Source organism: bacterium, assembly GCA_019695335.1.
Classification (GTDB): Bacteria; CLD3; CLD3; order SB21; family SB21; genus JABWBZ01.
Genome location: JAIBAF010000070.1, coordinates 1 through 18,536 on the forward strand (window position 1 = coordinate 1; position 18,536 = coordinate 18,536).

18 protein-coding genes and 2 tRNA genes are annotated in these 18,536 nt (G+C 41.7%); all 20 read left to right on the forward strand.

The window, feature by feature from the left end; translation table 11 throughout:
- Positions 1-125: 125 nt before the first annotated feature.
- The 20 genes from K1X84_14320 to K1X84_14415 all read left to right on the forward strand — a co-directional run bounded on the left by K1X84_14320 (position 126) and on the right by K1X84_14415 (position 18,494).
- Positions 126-215 (forward strand) — tRNA-Ser (locus K1X84_14320).
- A 49-nt stretch (positions 216-264) separates the two neighbouring features.
- A complete protein-coding gene (locus K1X84_14325; protein ID MBX7152802.1) occupies positions 265-510 on the forward strand; it encodes a GIY-YIG nuclease family protein in 246 nt (81 codons plus the stop codon).
- A 356-nt stretch (positions 511-866) separates the two neighbouring features.
- On the forward strand, positions 867-3,485 hold the full coding sequence (locus K1X84_14330; protein ID MBX7152803.1) for a hypothetical protein: 2,619 nt from the start codon (positions 867-869) through the stop codon (positions 3,483-3,485).
- Between the two features lie 104 nt (positions 3,486-3,589).
- A complete protein-coding gene (locus K1X84_14335; protein ID MBX7152804.1) occupies positions 3,590-5,983 on the forward strand; it encodes an adenylate/guanylate cyclase domain-containing protein in 2,394 nt (797 codons plus the stop codon).
- A 121-nt stretch (positions 5,984-6,104) separates the two neighbouring features.
- The gene (gene gap / locus K1X84_14340; GenBank protein MBX7152805.1) at positions 6,105-7,163 is read left to right on the forward strand and encodes a type I glyceraldehyde-3-phosphate dehydrogenase; all 1,059 of its coding nucleotides are present in this window, start codon (positions 6,105-6,107) and stop codon (positions 7,161-7,163) included.
- 16 nt (positions 7,164-7,179) lie between these two features.
- Complete coding sequence (locus K1X84_14345) at positions 7,180-8,376, forward strand: phosphoglycerate kinase (GenBank protein MBX7152806.1); 1,197 nt, start codon at positions 7,180-7,182, stop codon at positions 8,374-8,376.
- 1 nt (position 8,377) lies between these two features.
- Positions 8,378-9,142 carry a triose-phosphate isomerase gene (tpiA, locus tag K1X84_14350; protein ID MBX7152807.1) on the forward strand — a complete coding sequence of 255 codons (765 nt, stop codon included), beginning with the start codon at positions 8,378-8,380 and terminating at the stop codon, positions 9,140-9,142.
- A 34-nt stretch (positions 9,143-9,176) separates the two neighbouring features.
- A complete protein-coding gene (secG, locus tag K1X84_14355) occupies positions 9,177-9,491 on the forward strand; it encodes a preprotein translocase subunit SecG (protein ID MBX7152808.1) in 315 nt (104 codons plus the stop codon).
- Positions 9,492-9,579: 88 nt separating this feature from the next.
- Positions 9,580-9,661: transfer RNA gene (locus K1X84_14360), tRNA-Leu, on the forward strand.
- A gap of 111 nt (positions 9,662-9,772) precedes the next feature.
- Positions 9,773-10,633: a tetratricopeptide repeat protein gene (locus K1X84_14365; protein MBX7152809.1), complete on the forward strand. Its 861-nt coding sequence runs from the start codon at positions 9,773-9,775 to the stop codon at positions 10,631-10,633.
- A 17-nt stretch (positions 10,634-10,650) separates the two neighbouring features.
- The gene (locus K1X84_14370; protein ID MBX7152810.1) at positions 10,651-10,959 is read left to right on the forward strand and encodes a DUF2007 domain-containing protein; all 309 of its coding nucleotides are present in this window, start codon (positions 10,651-10,653) and stop codon (positions 10,957-10,959) included.
- A 5-nt stretch (positions 10,960-10,964) separates the two neighbouring features.
- A complete protein-coding gene (locus tag K1X84_14375) occupies positions 10,965-11,798 on the forward strand; it encodes a menaquinone biosynthesis protein (protein ID MBX7152811.1) in 834 nt (277 codons plus the stop codon).
- A 10-nt stretch (positions 11,799-11,808) separates the two neighbouring features.
- Positions 11,809-12,459, forward strand: a complete 651-nt coding sequence (locus K1X84_14380) for a hypothetical protein (protein ID MBX7152812.1) — start codon at positions 11,809-11,811, stop codon at positions 12,457-12,459.
- A 79-nt stretch (positions 12,460-12,538) separates the two neighbouring features.
- Complete coding sequence (locus tag K1X84_14385; protein ID MBX7152813.1) at positions 12,539-13,135, forward strand: bifunctional nuclease family protein; 597 nt, start codon at positions 12,539-12,541, stop codon at positions 13,133-13,135.
- A 25-nt stretch (positions 13,136-13,160) separates the two neighbouring features.
- Positions 13,161-14,771: an LptF/LptG family permease gene (locus K1X84_14390; GenBank protein ID MBX7152814.1), complete on the forward strand. Its 1,611-nt coding sequence runs from the start codon at positions 13,161-13,163 to the stop codon at positions 14,769-14,771.
- Positions 14,768-15,520, forward strand: coding sequence for a 23S rRNA (guanosine(2251)-2'-O)-methyltransferase RlmB (gene rlmB / locus K1X84_14395; protein ID MBX7152815.1), 753 nt, complete (start codon positions 14,768-14,770; stop codon positions 15,518-15,520). The genes K1X84_14390 and rlmB overlap by 4 nt, the downstream gene beginning before the upstream one ends.
- Positions 15,521-15,755: 235 nt before the next feature.
- Complete coding sequence (locus K1X84_14400) at positions 15,756-16,607, forward strand: substrate-binding domain-containing protein (protein ID MBX7152816.1); 852 nt, start codon at positions 15,756-15,758, stop codon at positions 16,605-16,607.
- A gap of 70 nt (positions 16,608-16,677) precedes the next feature.
- Positions 16,678-17,427: a MotA/TolQ/ExbB proton channel family protein gene (locus K1X84_14405; GenBank protein ID MBX7152817.1), complete on the forward strand. Its 750-nt coding sequence runs from the start codon at positions 16,678-16,680 to the stop codon at positions 17,425-17,427.
- A 3-nt stretch (positions 17,428-17,430) separates the two neighbouring features.
- Complete coding sequence (locus K1X84_14410; GenBank protein MBX7152818.1) at positions 17,431-17,913, forward strand: biopolymer transporter ExbD; 483 nt, start codon at positions 17,431-17,433, stop codon at positions 17,911-17,913.
- Complete coding sequence (locus K1X84_14415; protein ID MBX7152819.1) at positions 17,913-18,494, forward strand: biopolymer transporter ExbD; 582 nt, start codon at positions 17,913-17,915, stop codon at positions 18,492-18,494. Before K1X84_14410 ends, K1X84_14415 begins: the two co-directional genes overlap by 1 nt.
- The last annotated feature ends 42 nt before the right edge of the window (positions 18,495-18,536 follow it).

Genomic DNA, 18,536 nt, shown 5'->3' on the forward strand with positions numbered 1-18,536 from the left:
AATGAAGTTATTCGAGAGAAATTAAAAACGATGAAAAGCTGACAAATTGCTTGCGAAGGATTTTAGAAATCAATATCTTTGCCACGCTTTTGTAAAAACATGTTCGTTGAAATAGAAGCAGTTTAGGAGAGGTGCAGGAGTGGTTTAACTGGCACGCCTGGAGAGCGTGTGTACGGGAAACCGTGCCGTGAGTTCGAATCTCACTCTCTCCGCCAAAAAACCTGATGGTATAAACGATCAGGTTTTATCTTTTTAAGGTGTATTATGTTTTACGTTTACGTGCTGTGGAGTTACAAACTTCAGAAACGTTATACTGGCTCAACAAATGATATTACTAAACGCTTAAAAGAACATAATCATGGCAAAACTCCATTTACAAAGTCAGGTATACCGTGGGCGTTGGTCTATCATGAAGAGTATAAAACAAATAAAGAAGCTCGTGAGAGGGAGAAGTTTCTGAAAACCGGAATTGGAAGAAAATGGCTTGATGAAAACATGCGTAGGGTGTGAGTTCTGCGTCAAGGCGCATCCGCCTCTGGCGGAGAATCTCACTCTCTCCGCCAAAGAACCTGATAGTATAAACGATCAGGTTTTTGCGTTTTATCATAACTGACAGTGTAGTTTTTTAGTACAATTCTGATACCAAGCGTACTTCTTTAGGCTAGATTGAATGAATAATCGCTTGACAATAGAATCACTTTCATTTAAATTAGTTCATTGGTTTTTAATCGTTTACCGTTCATTTTTGTTAATATTCCAGCCTTGTGGAATCACACGACCCGTATTGGATTTTATTCATTATGTGATTTACGTCGTATAAACAATTTTCATATATCCCAAAAAAATACCCATTCAGAGGAGGTTCTATGTATTTGCTACCCTGGAATTCAGTGAGAAAGAACATCTTCGTCCCTTTTTTCATGTGTCTGGTTATGGCTTCACAGGCCTTCGCGTCTGCTGGCGGACGAGTACTTCACTTTCCAATTTCTCATTCTCCCGAAAACGAACCGATTAATATCGAAACATCTTTTACAACTTCCGTTACAATTGCAACGGTGAATTACCGTAAACCCGGTGACCCGGCCTACATTCAAATGCCAATGATCCTTCGAGCCAATGGTAAATACAGCATTACTATTCCATCGAAGGATATGAAAAAAGGTGATGTAATGGAATATTACATTGCCGCTGAAACCGTATCGGGCGATGTCATTACGTATCCAGAGCAAAACGCGGAATTAGCTCCGCTCCAAGTCGTTATCACCAAAAAGTTTGCTGTTCAGGAATCCGGTATCGAAGCTGTTGTATTGTCACCGGAACCTAATTCTACCATTGCACCTGAAGATTTTTTTATTGCAGTTTCATTGTTTTCAGAAACCACCATTGAATTACAGAATCTCCGATTGACGCTTGATGGCGAGGATATTACAAAAAAAGCAGACGTTACGGCTGAACTGGTAAGTTTTTCGGCTAAAGGTATGGCTCCGGGCGATCACACAGTACGCCTTTGGTATGCAGTCAGTTCGGATAATATCGTCAATTTAGCTGAGTGGCTTTTTACGGTCAATAAAGACGAAGCGGAAGATGTGTTTTCGGGCAAAGGATTTACTTCATCCGTGACATCCGGTGGAGCAGCCTCCGGTGGTTCCGATGAATCGTCCTTTGACGAAGAAGGAAAATTCAGAGCGAATTTCCGTACGGAATACAAAGGCCAAAACAACCTTGGCGTGGAAACAACATACAAACGTGTTGGCGGTGAATTGTCCTATGAAAAAAACTGGTTCAAATTAGGCGCAACACTGGATTTTGATTCTGAAGATAACTTTAGAAAGAATCAGCCGCTAAACCGTTATTTGATCAGCGCCAATCTTAACAATATTTTAATGCTTGATTACGGCGACAGTTATCCGACATTCAGCCCAGTGACATTGTATGGAACGCGTGTTCGAGGCATCAGTGCGGGACTTTATCTCGGTATTTTTAATTTTCAATTTGTTCAAGGTGAATTAAACCGCAAAGTCGTTTCAAAGGCTGATGAAAATAAGTTGGACTCAATCAGAGCTTTGGGAACCGATGCCGATGCCATTGCCGAGTATCTACAGAGCGGAGAGAGCATTGGTTCGGATCGAACATTTACGGGCACTTTCAAAAGAAATTTATTGGGCGGCCGTTTTAGCATTGGACCCCAAGCATTCCAAATAGGTTTAAGTGCTACCAAAGTTAAGGACGAACAGAGTTCGCTTAAGTATAATCCTTATATGGCTCTGGGATACAATGGTATTGCTCCGAAAGACAATCTTGTAGCCGGCGCTGATTTCAAAATGAACTTATTCAATAAACGTTTTACATTCGATGCCAGCATTGCAACGAGTATAACTAATGAAGATATAACCGGTGGATCGGCTGATGCGACGGTATTTCAGGATGCCGGCATGGATATCAGCCAGGATGATATCGATCTATTGGATAAATTTATTACCGTCAATCAGAACTTAGCTATTCCTGGAAATGGTAAAGTCGACAAAAATTTGTTTGCTTACACTATCGGCGGATCGGTGAATGCGTTCAATAATAATTTCAATGCCCGCTATCGTTCGAATGGAGCCTATTTCCAATCATTAGCGACGCCTATTGCGCGCGATATGGCGACGTTTGAAATTTCTGATCGTGTTCGTCTATGGCAAAATCGTATTTTTGTGACAGGTTCGTATGCAACCAGCGAGAATAACCTTGCCAAAACAAATTCGAATACATTGGAAACCAGCAACCTTGGCTTCAATGTCTCTTTGTTCTTACCGAAGCTTCCTTCATTGACCTTAGGCATTAACAATATTAAACGCGATAATAATTTTGCTTATAGCGGGACTAAACTGACGGAAGAATTAGATAACAATGCACGTCCTGAAGAAAACGTAACCAAAGTTTTCTCGGTCAGTACTTCATACGGATTTAATGCGGCTGACATGCGGCATAACGCAACGTTGACGTTCTCCAACAGCAAAAAAGATGACAAAACGCAAGAACTGGATACGATCAACTACGTTCCGACGGGCAACGCAAAGAATAATAGTTTCGGTCTGTCTGTTTCGACAGATTGGAATTTCCCGTTACGTACCAGCGTTAATTTTTCAGTGTCTAACGGCACAACGCAGTCATTGGATACCAGTGGCGTTTCTGATTCCAAAACAGATGCTTCGACGTTTGGCGCAAACGGCGATTACGGCCTGTTGAATAAAGACGATATGAAATTAAATGCATATGGCGGAATTAGTTTTACATCATTTAAATTTGCAGGCGATAAAACCAGTTTGACGACCTTAACGTTGGGACAACGATTCAATTTCATGAAAAAACATACATTTTATCTGGATTTGAATCTGACTTCAGGTATCAAAGTACCTCAATACGATACCAACGGCGTTCAAACCGGTTCGTCAAAGAAAACAAACCGCGTATTTACTGCTCGGTATGAATTTGTGTTCTAATCGACTTTCATAAGCATTTCGAATAAAACCTAACTTGAAATTCTTCAAGTTAGGTTTTATTTTTAATTCGCATTCAAATACTTATTTAAATCTGTGAGGCGGACATGGCTGGAGGAAATTTCTTTAGAGCTTTGAAAGAAAATAAAGCGGCCTTTGCTTGTTTAGTTGTTGCGTTGCTTGTTTTTATTCCAAATCTGGTGTTGAAGCTATTGCCGGACATCGGGGATTCGTTGGTTGTTTTCTACCTTGTAAATATCGGTTTGACTACGTTGTCATTGATTGCAGCAATTCTCGGAATTTACTTCGCTGGGTTTAAAAATAAAACCCTGTCTGGGATATTTATAACGCTGCTGGCAGTATGGTTGGGAAGTTTTTTGGTGAATGTCAAAGCCATTGAGACAATGGAACTCAAAACTTTGGATCAACGATTTAATTTTAAGTATCAGTATGTATACGAATATAAAAAATTATCGCCGGAAGAATCACCGATTATTATTGTTGCGATTAATGATCAATCCGGAGAGTCGCTTCCGTCTGTATGGCCATGGCCGCGTTCGTATTACGCACAGTTTGTTCGCAATATGAAAGAGGCTGGTGCAAAAGTGGTGGGTATAGACGTTGTGTTTGATGCACCGGACAGTTACAGCCCCGCTAACGACGATGATTTTGCTAAAGCAATCAATGAAGCGGGTAATGTTGTGCTGGCCGGAAAAGTTGTCAAAGCAGAAGTCGGAGGTGGACGCGGGCAATATGATCAGGCCGTTCATCCGCTGGAGAAACTGATCGATGGCGGGGCCGCATGGGGTTTGGTTGGCGTGACTAATGACATCGATGGCATCTGGCGGCAGTATCTGCTTGAAGAAAAAATTGGTAATGAAGTACAAATGGACACCTATTATTCATTTGGCATTGAAGTGCTCAGGAAATATTATGATTTGCCAAAAGACGCTGTATTTGAAAACAATGAAGCGTATTTTAAATTCGGTGATAAAATTGTTCGTAAATATAAATCGTTTTCTTTCCTGATTAATTTTCAAGGTCCGATCAATACTTTTCCATACAAATCATTCGATGTCACCGTTGATAATTCGACTTTTGATTTGAAGCCCGAATATGACTTGGATACATTTGACAATCCGGGTGATCCAGATTTAGGTATTCCTCCGGGACTTTTGCATTCTGGTTTTTTTAAAGACAAAATCGTTCTATTAGGCGCAACAATGGAGGAATTGCACGATATTTTTGCCGTGCCGTTGAGTGAATCACGAAACATAGAAGGTCAGAAACTTGAAACGCTGATGCCAGGGGTTGAAATCCACGCCAATGCCATCTATACGATGCTTAACGATGATTATGTCACAGTGCAATCAGATTGGGTGCGCGTTCTTATCGTCACTCTAACGTCGTTTTTGGTATTCATTCTGGTTAGTCGTTTGCAGAAGCCATTATTAGCTTTGCCTATTTTTATTTTGATTGTCGCGATCGTTATTGGTACCGCATTTTATTTATTTGTCTTCCATAATCTTCACATGCAGATTGTAACGCCGATAATGGCCATAGGGTTTACGTATGTTGGCAACGTTCTTTTCCAATATATCGGTGAACGCAAAGAAAAAGCAACCATTCGAAATGCGTTTGGCCGTTATTTGCCTGAAAAAGTTGTGGAACAATTAATCGAGAATCCTGGTTTGTTGAAACTTGGTGGCGAAGTTCGGTTTTTGAGTATTTTATTTTCGGATGTGGCCGGTTTTACTACGATTTCTGAAAAATTAACGCCGGTTGAACTGGTTGCATTGCTCAATGAATATTTAACGGCGATGACTAATATTATTTCCAAATATGACGGCATCATTGATAAATATGAAGGCGATGCGATCATGGCGGAATTTGGTGCGCCATTGCACGATGACCTGCACGCCCTTAAAGCTTGTCACGCTGCTTTGGAAATGCAGGAAAAGCTGGTCGAAATGCGCGTTAAATGGAAGAAAGAAGGACGGCCTGAATTACGCGCGCGCGCAGGTATCAATAGCGGGCAAGTGGTTTTGGGCAACATGGGATCTGAAAGCGTGTTTGATTATACCGTTATGGGTGACAATGTGAATCTTGCATCACGTTTAGAAGGTGCCAATAAAGAATACGGTTCTTACATCATGCTCAGTGAGTGGACGCAGGAATTGGTTAAAGACGATATTATTACACGTGAATTAGATCTGATCCGTGTCAAAGGTAAAGAGAAGCCGGTGAAAGTGTTTGAAGCTTTGGCACGTACATCGACTGGAATTTCAAGTACAATGAAAAAAGTTTTGGATTCTTACAACCAAGGTTTGATGGCCTATCGGCAACAACGGTGGGATGAAGCGATTTTGTATTTCAAAGCTGCTCTTCATGCCAAAGCGGATGACGGACCTTCGGAAGTATATCTTGAGCGATGCGAGCAGTTTAAACAGAATCCGCCGGAAGCCGGTTGGGATGGTGTCTTTACCATGACGACGAAGTAAAATATGAATTTATAAGGAAAAAACGGAGGAAATTAGGATTGACTTTATAGTGCGCAAACGCTAAATTAGGCCGCCTTTCAAACAAACCAAGTATTTGGATTTATTAAGGGGAGAATTGGTTATGGCGATTAAAGTTGGAATAAACGGATTCGGTCGTATCGGGCGGTTGGCGTTCAACGCCATGGTTGACAGAGGGGTTTTAGGTAAAGAGATTGATGTAGTGGCCGTTGTAGATGTGAGTACGGACGCTCATTATTTTGCGTATCAATTAAAGTATGATTCTATTCACGGAAAATTTAAAGGACAATTAAGTACAGCCAAAAGCAATCCGTCTGTTGAAACAGACGACATCATCATTGCCAATGGCCACAAAATTCGTTGTGTACCGGCAACGAAAGAGCCGGCACAATTGCCATGGAAAGAGCTCGGTGTCGATTATGTCATTGAATCGACAGGGCTTTTCACAAGTTCAGATAAGGCCAAAGGCCATCTTGATGCCGGCGCCAAAAAGGTCATTATTTCTGCTCCGGGAAAAGGGGAAGTAAAAACGATCGTGATGGGCGTCAACGATAACGAGTATGACGCTTCGAAACATCATATCGTATCCAATGCATCCTGTACCACCAATTGTCTTGTACCCGTCGTTCACGTTCTGATGAAAGAAGGTATCGGCATTGAAACGGGTCTCATGACAACCATCCATTCCTATACAGCCACTCAAAAAACGGTTGACGGGCCGTCCAAAAAGGACTGGCGCGGAGGCCGTGCGGCAGCGATCAATATCATTCCTTCATCTACCGGAGCTGCTAAAGCTGCCGGAGAAGTCATTCCCGCGGTAAAAGGAAAATTAACCGGAATGTCTTTCCGTGTACCGACGGCCAACGTATCGGTTGTCGATCTCACATTTCGCTCCAACAAAGAAACATCGATCGAAGAAATCGATGCATTGATGAAAAAAGCTTCCGAGAGCTATCTGAAGGGAATTCTCGGTTATTGCAACGAAGAAGTCGTTTCAACGGATTTTATTCACGATGAACGTTCATCTATTTACGACTCGCTCGCGACCCTTGAAAATAACCTCAAAGGTGAAAAACGTTTTTTCAAAATCGTTTCATGGTACGATAATGAATGGGGCTATTCGAATCGCGTCGTCGACCTGTTGCTGAAGATGGCTAAATAACAGGACGTGACGTTTTATGAAAAAATTAACGATTGATCAGGTAAGCGTGCAGGGCCAACGTGTGCTCTTGCGCGTAGATTTCAATGTTCCACTGGATGACCAACTCCATATTACCGACGACACGCGCATTCGCGAGTCGTTGCCTACGATCAAAAAAATTCTGAATGACGGCGGACGGTTGGTCATTATGAGCCATTTGGGCAGACCCAAAGGCAAAAAAAATCCATCGATGAGTCTGAAACCATGCGCGGCGAAATTATCCGAGCTGCTCGGCAAGCCGGTGCAGATGGCCGAAGATTGCGTCGGTGAAATGGTCGAAAAACAATCGGCTTTGTTGAAAAACGGCGAAGCAATGTTGCTTGAAAATTTACGATTCTACAATGAAGAAGAAGCTAACGACCCGGCATTTGCGCAGAAGCTTGCAAAATTGGGCGATGTTTACGTTAATGATGCTTTTGGGACGGCTCATCGCGCGCACGCATCGACCGAAGGAGTGACCCAATATTTTAAGCAAAATGTTGCCGGATACTTGATGGAAAAAGAAATCAATTATCTTGGCGCGAAATTGGAAAATCCCAAGCGCCCATTTGTTGCAATTATCGGCGGTGCAAAAATTTCCGGTAAAATCGACGTGATCGAAAATCTGCTTAAGAAAGTCGATACGATCATTATCGGTGGCGGAATGGCTTTTACGTTTGCCAAAGTCATGGGACAGGAAATCGGTAAGTCGCTTTTCGAAGCTGAGAAGGCCGATTTAGCCAAAGCGATTTTGGATAAGACGAAAACAGGAAAAGCTAAATTAATGCTGCCGGTTGATGCAGTGGTTGCTAAAGAATTTAAAAACGAGGCCGAGCATCAGTCTGTCACCATGAATGCAATTCCGGCGGATTGGATGGGCGTGGATATCGGCCCGAAGACGATTGACTTATTTACGAATGAAATTTTAAACGCACAGACGATCGTGTGGAATGGCCCAATGGGCGTATTTGAAATGCCGAATTTTGCCAAAGGCACCAAAGCGGTTGCCGATGCTTTGGTTAAAGCGACGCAAAAAGGCGCTTCAACGATTGTTGGTGGCGGTGATTCAGCGGCAGCTATTTCAGAATTCGGGTACGAAAAGCAGGTAAGCCACGTGTCAACCGGAGGCGGCGCTTCCTTGGAATTTCTCGAAGGAAAAGTTCTGCCTGGATTGGAGGCGTTGGCCAATGCCTGAAATACGGAGGAAGCTGATTGCCGGAAATTGGAAAATGTATAAAACGCCTCAGGAAGCGATGCAATTGGCAAAGGCGTTGAAGATCAAATTAACGGACATCCGTAAAACCGATGTAGCCGTTTGTCCACCGTTTATCGATATTGCTTCAGTAAGAGATATTTTGAAAGATTCAAAAATTACTGTTGGCGCGCAAAATATGTACTTGCAGAAATTCGGCGCTTTTACCGGCGAGATTTCTGCACCGATGATCAAGGATGCCGGATGCGAATGGGTAATCATAGGCCACTCCGAACGGCGTCAATATTTTCATGAAACGGACGAATCCGTCAATCAGAAGCTAAAATTTGCCATTGCCGAAGGACTTCGACCGATTGTATGCATCGGCGAAACTCTCGAACAACGAGAGAAAGGGGAAACGGTTAATGTCATTTCTCACCAGTTTACTGGAGCTTTTAAATCAATGGATGCGACGGAGTTTGGAAAAGTGGTTATTGCGTATGAACCCGTATGGGCGATTGGTACCGGCAAAAACGCTACAGCACAGGAAGCCGAAGAAGTTCATAAACATATTCGTTCGATGATTGTTAATCATTACGGACAGACGCTTGCCGATGCAACAGTAATTCTATATGGTGGTAGCGTGAAACCGGAAAATGCACAGTCATTGTTGGCGTGTGCAAATATCGATGGAGCTTTGGTTGGTGGAGCCAGTTTGGATGCAGAGCAGTTCATTGCAATTATTCGAAGCGCTGAAAATTTAAGTTAGAATTTCATTTATATATTTTACTATTTAAGGAGTTATCAGGATGTTTGTTTTTTTAGTTGTCATTCATATCATCGTCAGCGTATTGTTGGTAGTTGCGATTTTAATGCAATCGAGCAAAGGCGGTGGACTCGCGGGTACTTTCGGCGGCGGCGGTTCGACGGCGTTTCTGAGCGGACGTCAGGCGGCGGATACGTTAACCAAAGCTACGGTCGTATTGGCTATTTTGTTTGCGTTGTTGAGTATCGGACTCAATGTGAAAGGTTTACGCGATACGGGAGCCGATCAAGGCATTATTGAAAAGGAACTTGAGCAACAAGGCGGTGCGCCAACATTACCGGCTCAGGAATAGTTTTTTGGATGTTGCGATAAATTTTTTATTGAAATTTTTTCAAAAATTAGATACGTTATCAGCGTACATCAGTTAATCGTAACATCTTGCCGAAGTGGTGAAATTGGCAGACACACCATCTTGAGGGGGTGGCGCCGCGAGGCGTGCGGGTTCAAATCCCGCCTTCGGCACGTTATTTAAAGGTATCTTTCCTAATTCAACCGGCACGCGTTCTCATCTTTAAGTTTTTGTCTAAAAAATAAAACACTCAATCATTATAAACACAGTCGGAGGTGTACGTAATGAAAACCAAATTAATGTATTTCATCACGTTTTTATTGATGGCCGTTTTCAGCATGAGCGTTATTGCGCAGGATAATGCTGATGAAGAATATCAACGTAAATTAGAAGCCTGGAAAAAACAAAAAGAAGAGATCGAACGGCAGAACCAGGAAAAAATGAATGCGATGGGCGCCCAGAAAGGTGCCAAAGCACGTTTCAAAGCCGGAAACGATTATTTCAAACAAGGCGATTATGCCGCGGCCGTGCGCGAATTTCAAGAAGCCGTTAAGTTAGATCCTAATTACCAAAAAGCATATGCGAACTTAGGTTTAGCATATCGTAAACTCGGCGACTTTCAAAGCGCTGTCACTAATTACGATAAAGCGATCAATATGCCAAATGGTGAGAAGGAAATTGTCACTACAGCGATTAAATATAAAGCCACTTTGTATGTTGATACCAAAGAATTCAAGAAAGCCATTGAGACCATGGACGCTTATCTGAAAGATAATCCGAATGATGACGAAGTTATTTACCTCAAAGGCAAAGCGATGAAAGACGGTTTGGGTCAACTGAAAGAATCTATTCCGGTATTTCAGGATGCCTTGGCTAAAGATGCCAATAATGCTAAAGCTTACTTGGAATTGGTAAGTGCTTACAATATAACTGGCGATTTTGACTCCGCCGTCAAAAATGGCTTGAAAGGTATTGAAGTATCTCGCGATGCCGAAACAACGGCGGCGTTGAATTTTGAATTGGCTGATGCGTATCGTAAGTCGGGCAATAATACTGAAGCCATTAAATATTATAATAATTCCAAGACCAGCCGTCGTTGGAGAGAATCAGCCGAATACTGGTTAAAAAATTTAGGCTCAAAATAATTATCCGGGAAATTGGCATGAGTGAACTGATCGAAGGTTGGGCCGTCGTCAGGACGGTCGATTATGAACATCAGGCTGATATGATCTGCGATCTCCTCGCCGCTGCAGGCATTGAGAGTACTGTCTTATCGCAAAAAGATCACATGAATGTTGTGTGGGTAGGCGACTTGTCGGCAGTTAAAGTTCTTGTTCCGAAAGAACAATTGAACGCAGCGCTGGAAGTTGTTAAAGATATTGAATTGCCGGAGATGGCTTTGGAAGAAGATGCGGATGTAGGTGAAGAAGGAGACGAATCCGAAGACGAGGACGAAAACGACGAAAGTTAGGCTTCATGCCGTCGGATCAACTAGCAACGATCAAAATCAGTGCAGTTTCTTATTTAAATACCAAACCCATAGTATACGGGTTGGAAAACGGACGTCTGCCTCACCGCTTCGACATTCGTTACGACATCCCCTCCGAATGTGCAAAACAATTGGCCGGTCGTACCGTTGACCTCGCTCTTATTCCTTCAATTGAGTATTCCCGAATCAGAGAAACCATTTCACTTTTTATTGTTCCGTCCATTGCTGTAATTTCCCGCGGTGAAGTTCGAAGTGTTGAACTTTTTTTTAATCGTGGACTTGAACAGATTCGTACGGTTGCGGTAGACAGCAGCAGCCGCACATCAGTGGCGTTGTTGCGTATTATTTTAGGCGAAAAATTCGATATTCAACCGGAATTGATCGAAATGGAGCCTGATTTATCGCATATGTTATCCAAAGCGGATGCGGCACTGGTGATCGGCGATAAAGCTTTACATTATTATAATGCGGCCGATAACCGGTTAGACTTGGGAGAAGAATGGAACGATCTTACCGATGGCTTACCGTTTGTTTATTCTTTTTGGGCCGGTGTGCCGGATCGTTTACATCCAACGGACATCAAAACCCTGATTGATTCACGCGATTTAGGGTTGGCACATATCAAAGAAATTTCCGATATTTATCAGCAAGCTAGTGTATCGGGGTTAAGCACTGAATTTTATGAAAAATATCTGACTGAAAACATTCGATATGAATTTGGAAAAGATGAAATTGAAGGATTAAAAGAATATTTGAGTTATTGCTTTTATTACGGTTTGATAGGGGAGATTCCCGAGATTACGTTTTACAATATGGAATAAGTGAGGATTTATGTCTGCTGAAATATGGGAAAAGCAAATTATCAATGATCAAAAAGGTACAATCAAACGTTATACTTTTTTCAATGCTGCAACCAATGGATTGGGCGCTTGGCTTGAATTTAAGAATGTTCTGGATGCTTTGGTGGAGGGGTTGACCAATCAAAAGAAATTAGTGTTTGAATTCGAACATGGGAATGGTTTTTTATGGATAACTGATACCGATGGATCGCTTCGCAACCCTTTATATGAACGGCAATGGTTTTACGGTGAACTAATACGCAACGGACAACTGTGCATGGCGCGGTTTCGTTTCATCGATGAAGTGAGTACGGGTCAGGAGCAAGGCATCAGAGTTTTTACTCATTGGCAGCCGGGTGCGTGGAAATCTTTTCCGAAAACTGATCGACAAGGCAAGCTTATAGATTTCAACGTTGATTTGAACTTTGGCTGGAGCGTCAATGGCAATGCCTACCACTGGGAACCCAAACCAGTGACCAATGCAGCGGCTGAAGAAACTAAAGAAGTAAAAAAAGCTCCCAAAACTTTTGTTCCAGGCGGTCAAAAGGAAACTAACCCAACTGTGACAACTGAAACGCCTGCAGACGCTGCTCCGGTAAAAAAACCGAAAATTTTTGTTCCAAAAAATAAACCCACCGCGTAATTCGGCGACTAGAAAAAGTTTTAATTTGATTTTACTTTAAGTTTTATTAATATCGGGTAAGGAAAGTAGAAAGACAGGTATGGAAATACAGGTTGAAATTAAATGGATCATTGAAGACGAGCAAAGCAATGGTTACATCCTTCAGCTTGTTGAGTTAAATGCTGATCGCAATCGTGTTCTTCCGGTTGTCATCGGTGCACCAGAAGCTCATGCTATAGCGCTCGAGCTTCAAGGAATCAAACCTTTCAGACCTTTCACGCATGATCTTGCCGTTCAGTTCCTTGAAGCGCTTGATACCGAAGTCAAAAAAGTTGTGATCACCGAGCTTAATAAAAATACTTTTTTTGCTTCCATTCATTTGAGCAGTAACAGTATGGGTGATCAGGTGATCGATGCACGCCCGTCCGATGCGATCGCGATAGCCATTCGTGTAGGCGCTCCGATCTATGTGCATGATGAGGTAATGAATACGGCAAGTCTTGAAATCGACACGCAATCCGGAAATTATGTACGGACGAATCGCTCGGTAGAAGAAGTAGACCAAGTCACTACCGGTGGCAAAACCAAGCTTGAGAAATTAGAATCGGAATTACAAAAAGCTATCGAAGCTGAAAATTACGAATTGGCAGCTAAACTGCGCGATCAAATTGGTCTTCTCAAATCAAAAAATCAATAGTTCCGACCCCTCCTGACAGGCCCGCATGTTTCTTTTAGCCCGTTATATTCTTCGCGAACACATCGGCCCTTTTTTCTTTGCGTTGGCACTTATCACATCGATGCTTGTACTTAATTTTGTCCTGCAAGCGATGCGGTACATCATTGGTAAAGGTATAAGCATACAGATAATACTGGAATATATTATTTATAACCTCGCATGGATTATGGTGCTGGTAGTTCCAATGTCGGTATTAGTAGCTACCATCATGGCGTTCGGCCGAATGTCATCGGATAATGAAGTCACCGCGATCAAAGCAGGCGGTATCAGTTTTTACAGTCTTATCATGCCAGTATTGTTAGCGTCCGTAATGCTTGCAATTGCATTGGTTGAATTCAATGACAAAGTGCTTCCGGTGGCCAATCATAAAGCCCGTGTACTGAAAAAAAATATTCAGAACAAGAGACCGACATTATCCATCGAACCGGGTGTGTTTCTGGAAGATCTTGAAAATTTCAGCATGATCGTTGAAAATAAAGATGAACTTGGGTCTGGCATTTATGGCGTCACGATCGTCGATAAATCTCAACATAATGTTTGGCGAACCATTGTGGCTGAAAAAGGAAAAATTGAAATTGATGAATCGAGCGAAGCAATGATTGTTACGCTAGAAAACGGCGAAATTCATGAAATGAATTTTCGCAAGATGGAAGCGTACCAGACTATCCATTTTGCCGTTCATCGTGTCAATATTCCAGTTGAAAACCTGACTCTTAAAAAAAACGATGAAACTTTTCATAATGACCGTGAAAAAAATATACAGCAATTAATGGATGATGTGTTACGTCATCAGAATGAACGGGACCGGAGACTCGATCTTGCCGCAACAGCATTATCGCAAGAACCGGCTATGTTTACTCAGATTGATAAGAAATTTCAAACGATGGCGAATGATTTTTTTCTTCAAAATTCGGTGTTTGCAAAAATAAATGAATGGTTTGTCCGTATCAATCTAAATGACACGTCATCAGTCATTAAAACTAAAGCTGAATTGTCCGATGATATTCGTCAATTTCTTAGAAGTGTGGTTAAAGATTCTGCTAAAACAGATTCAGTAACATCTTCCGTTTTGAAAAACAGCATTGGCCGGTTGATTAAAAAAGACTCATTACAAGCTATTAACGCCAGCATTTTACCGGATACATCCCGAAACTCAAAAATTATGACTTCGCAACAACTAGCGTCCAACCTTTCTTCTGCGACCAATTATCAACGTATGATTGATCAGCTTATGGTGGAAGTGAATAAGAAATATTCCATTCCGATGGCCTGTATTATATTTGTTTTACTCGGAGCGCCGATTGGCGTAAAAGCAAGGCGCGGCAATCTTGGCATTGCAGGAGGGATCAGCCTGTTTTTTTTCATAGCGTACTATTTTTGTCTTGTTTTGGGCGAAGATTATGCCGATCGGCAATTGCTTAATCCTTTCTTCGCAATGTGGTTTCCAAATTTGATCTTAGGTCTGATCGGAATGGTATTAACCTATCAAACAGCCAGCGAACGTACGTTCGGGCTGCACGGCATTATCTTGTGGATTCTAGATAAATTGATTTATCCGATCAAAAAACTATTTAGCAGTCAGAAAGTCAGATCATGAGTGGAAATCAATATATTTTTGGGCGGCGTGCCGTGGTGGAGGCATTGAGATTCGGCGCAAGTATTGAAGAAATCTGGATTGCTAAAAATGCACACGGAGAAGCCGTCCGGGAAATACGTAACCTGGCTGAACCATCGGACATCCATATCAAAGAAACCGATGTGAAAAAAATTGATTCAACGTTACCTGGCAAGAATCATCAAGGCATTCTTGCGAAAATCGTTTCGTTCGATTTTCATTACGCTGAATTGGACGATATATTAATGCTGGCTGAACAGCGGCATGAGAAACCACTCGTTGCCATTTTGGACGAAATTACCGATCCCCACAACTTGGGAGCCATCATTCGAAGTGCTGAATGTGCAGGGTTTCATGGCATCATTATTCCGAAGCATCGTTCAGCGGATGTTAATTCTACTGTAATGAAAACGTCAGCAGGAGCGGTAATGCATATGCACATTATACAAGCCACCAACCTGACGCAAGCCATCGAATGGTTAAAAGAAAAAGGTTTATGGATTTACGGAACTGATGCCTTGGCTGAAAAAATGTATTATGAGATTGATCCTAAAGATGGAGTAGGAATCATCATTGGAAGTGAAGGAAAAGGCATGCGTAAAACTATATATGATCATTGCGATTTTCTAATTAAGATCCCGATGCATGGTAAGCTTCAGTCACTGAATGCGTCCGTTGCGGCCGGAATCATTTTTTTTGACGTAATTCGCCGCCGGTCAACTAACTCTTAAAATATGTCATTCTTAGTTCGCCAGATTTTTGGCTGCTTGTATATTATTACAGGAGTCGCGCTTTTATTTTTTCAGCCATTTGCTTTGACTCTTTTTTTTCAAAACATGTTTGGAATTATTTTTATTTTATATGGAATTTATCGAATTGTTATTACGCGTTACTATAAAAATATTTCAGCGACAGATTTGGATAGTTAGCCTGATTTTTTGGTTAGGGTGTAAAAATCAGCCTGATGTGATGACACCGACCAGCGGGTATATGACGGTGGTTTGCGATGAAGTTATTGCATACGTAATGGCTATTGAAGGGGAAGCGTTCATGGCGGATTATCCCGATGCGCATCTTGCTTTTCGATATTCAGGAACATCCACAGCCATCAATGATCTGTTGACAGATAAGACCACGTGCATTGTAAGTTCGCGCGAAATGGATTCTTCAGAAACAGCCTATGCGATTTCCAGAGGCAAGAAAGTTTTTTCTCAAAAATTTGCATTAGACGGATTGGCTTTTTTAGTGCATCGCGATAATCCAGTTGTCAATCTTTATAAATCGCAAATTGAATCAATCTTGGCCGGACGCACGCTGGGGTGGAACGATATCAACATTCCTTTCCGTCAACCAATTTTGATTGTAACGGATGGGGATGAGTCTGGAAATTATGCTTTATTAAGGCAGGAATTTGGTCACGATTGGCAATTAGCTCCTGCAGCGATAGAATTGCCTCCCGATTCAACAGCGTTTATAGCGTATCGTATAATGGATTTTATAATATCAAATTCAAATGCAATAGGTTATGTCAGTTCGTCGTGGCTAAATAATAATCCAGAATATCTTAAAAGGGCGCCGAATTTGAAAATTCTTAAAATTGCGCGTCATGATTACGATAAGCCCGTTGATCCTATTCAAGGCTATATTTATCGAGGTGATTATCCTTTTCGCAGAATGCTTTTTATTTTGCATTGTGAGGATAAACCGGGGCTCGCGGCAGGGTTTACAGCATTTCTAACCGGCAATAAGGGACAAAAGCTTTGCCTTGATTTGAACATGGTTCCAGCGATTAATCCTGTTAAATTAAAATATGAATAAATTATTAAACCAATTCGAAACAATATTCATCTATTAGCTGATTAATTTTGAATAAGTGGAGGTTCGGGCAATGAAACAATCGGTGTTCATGACTATTTTGTTAGTCATCGCGTTTACTGTATCGTGGGGAGTCTATGAATTTATTTTTGGAGCGGAAAATGATATTTTCGGACTTCACTATATTTATGCCGGCGGATATTTAGTGATTGTATTAATGATGCTTTCCATTATGGCAGTAACATATATTTTTGAACGGTTATTCTCATTACGAAAAGCGTATGGTAAAGAAGCATTACCGCAGTTTCTTAAAAGAGTTGAAAAAGTATTAATGGAAAATAATATCGATCAAGCCGTCACAATTTGCGAACAACAAAAAGGTTCATGTGCCGAAATCCTTAAATCGGGGTTGTTAAGTTACCAACGCGCGCAAACTATGCAGTGGAATCTGGACAAGCGGTTAACGGAAACACGGCGTGCTTTGGATGAAGCGATGTCGTTGGAAGTGCCACTCTTAGAACGTAACCTGATCGCTATTTCCACTATCGCCTCAATATCTACGATGGTCGGGCTGCTGGGAACGACGCTGGGTATGATTCGTTCGTTCAAAGCTCTTGCTCAATCCGGCGCTCCCGATGCCATTCAGTTGTCTCTTGGAATATCAGAAGCTTTGATCAATACTGCCGGTGGTTTGTTCGCAGCTATTGTCGCTATTATCGCTTATAATTATTTTGTCAACAAAGTGGATGCTTACACATACATGATTGATGAAGCCGGCTACAGCGTGGTATCTATCTTGTCAACAACAAGCAAGGATCAATAAGTCTTGGGACGCATTAAGAAAAAAAGAGTTGGTATAAAGCTGGACATGACTCCGATGGTAGATGTCGCATTTCTACTTCTTACTTTTTTCATGCTGACGACTACGTTTCGTCCTCCGGAAGAAGTGCAGGTAAATGTGCCGGATTCGCACTCTGAACTTAAATTGCCCAGCGCCAATGTCATTACGCTTTCCGTGACTAAAGACAAAACTATCTGGATGAACGTGGATGCTCAAACGGTTCGTGCGCAAATTTTTGGATTGGAATACGCGAGACGAGCCGGAAAAGAGGTAACACTCCAAGAATTACCTGAACTCATTCGCCGAGCACAGCTCGAAAATATGGCCGTACGCGGAGCAAAAGAAATTATGCAGGTGATTGTCAAAGCCGACCGCGACGCCGACTACGACGTCATCAGCGATATCTTGGAGATTTTGCAAACCGCAAAAATTGCATCTGTTAATTTCGCAACAAATTTAGAGAAATAATGGCAGAAATCGTTTCACAAAAATCACGCGGAAAATCCAAAAGACGCATCAAGCGAGTTGGTATTCGGCTGGACATGACGCCCATGGTGGATGTTGCATTTTTGCTACTCACTTTTTTTATGCTGACGACGGCATTTCGCTTGCCACAAACTTTAGAAATCAGTATCCCTGAAGCAGAAGGGGAGAAGAGTGAAATACGGATCTCAGAGGAGAGCATCCTGCAAATTCGTGTCACTAAAGAGAATGTTATTTTTTGGAATATCGGTAGAACTATACCCCAAAAAGTAGATCAAAATGCTTTAAAAGATCTTTTTGTGCAGCAAAGTGATAGATTTATTCAAGCAGCAACTGAAGGATTGACAATTAAAGAAAAATATAAATTGGTCGTTTTAATTAAAATTAGTCGTCAAAGCAAATATGCCAACATGATTGACATCGTTGATGAATTGAATCTCGCTATCCATTTACTGAATGAAAAATACCGTTTGAATTCTCCTTCCGAAAAACTAACGCCTCGATTTTCATTTGCCACGTTCACTGATACCGATGTTGAAGCTATCCGACTAGCTAATCCGTTATAAATCACTTAGAATTTATCAGGTTAATAACTTGACAAATCAATT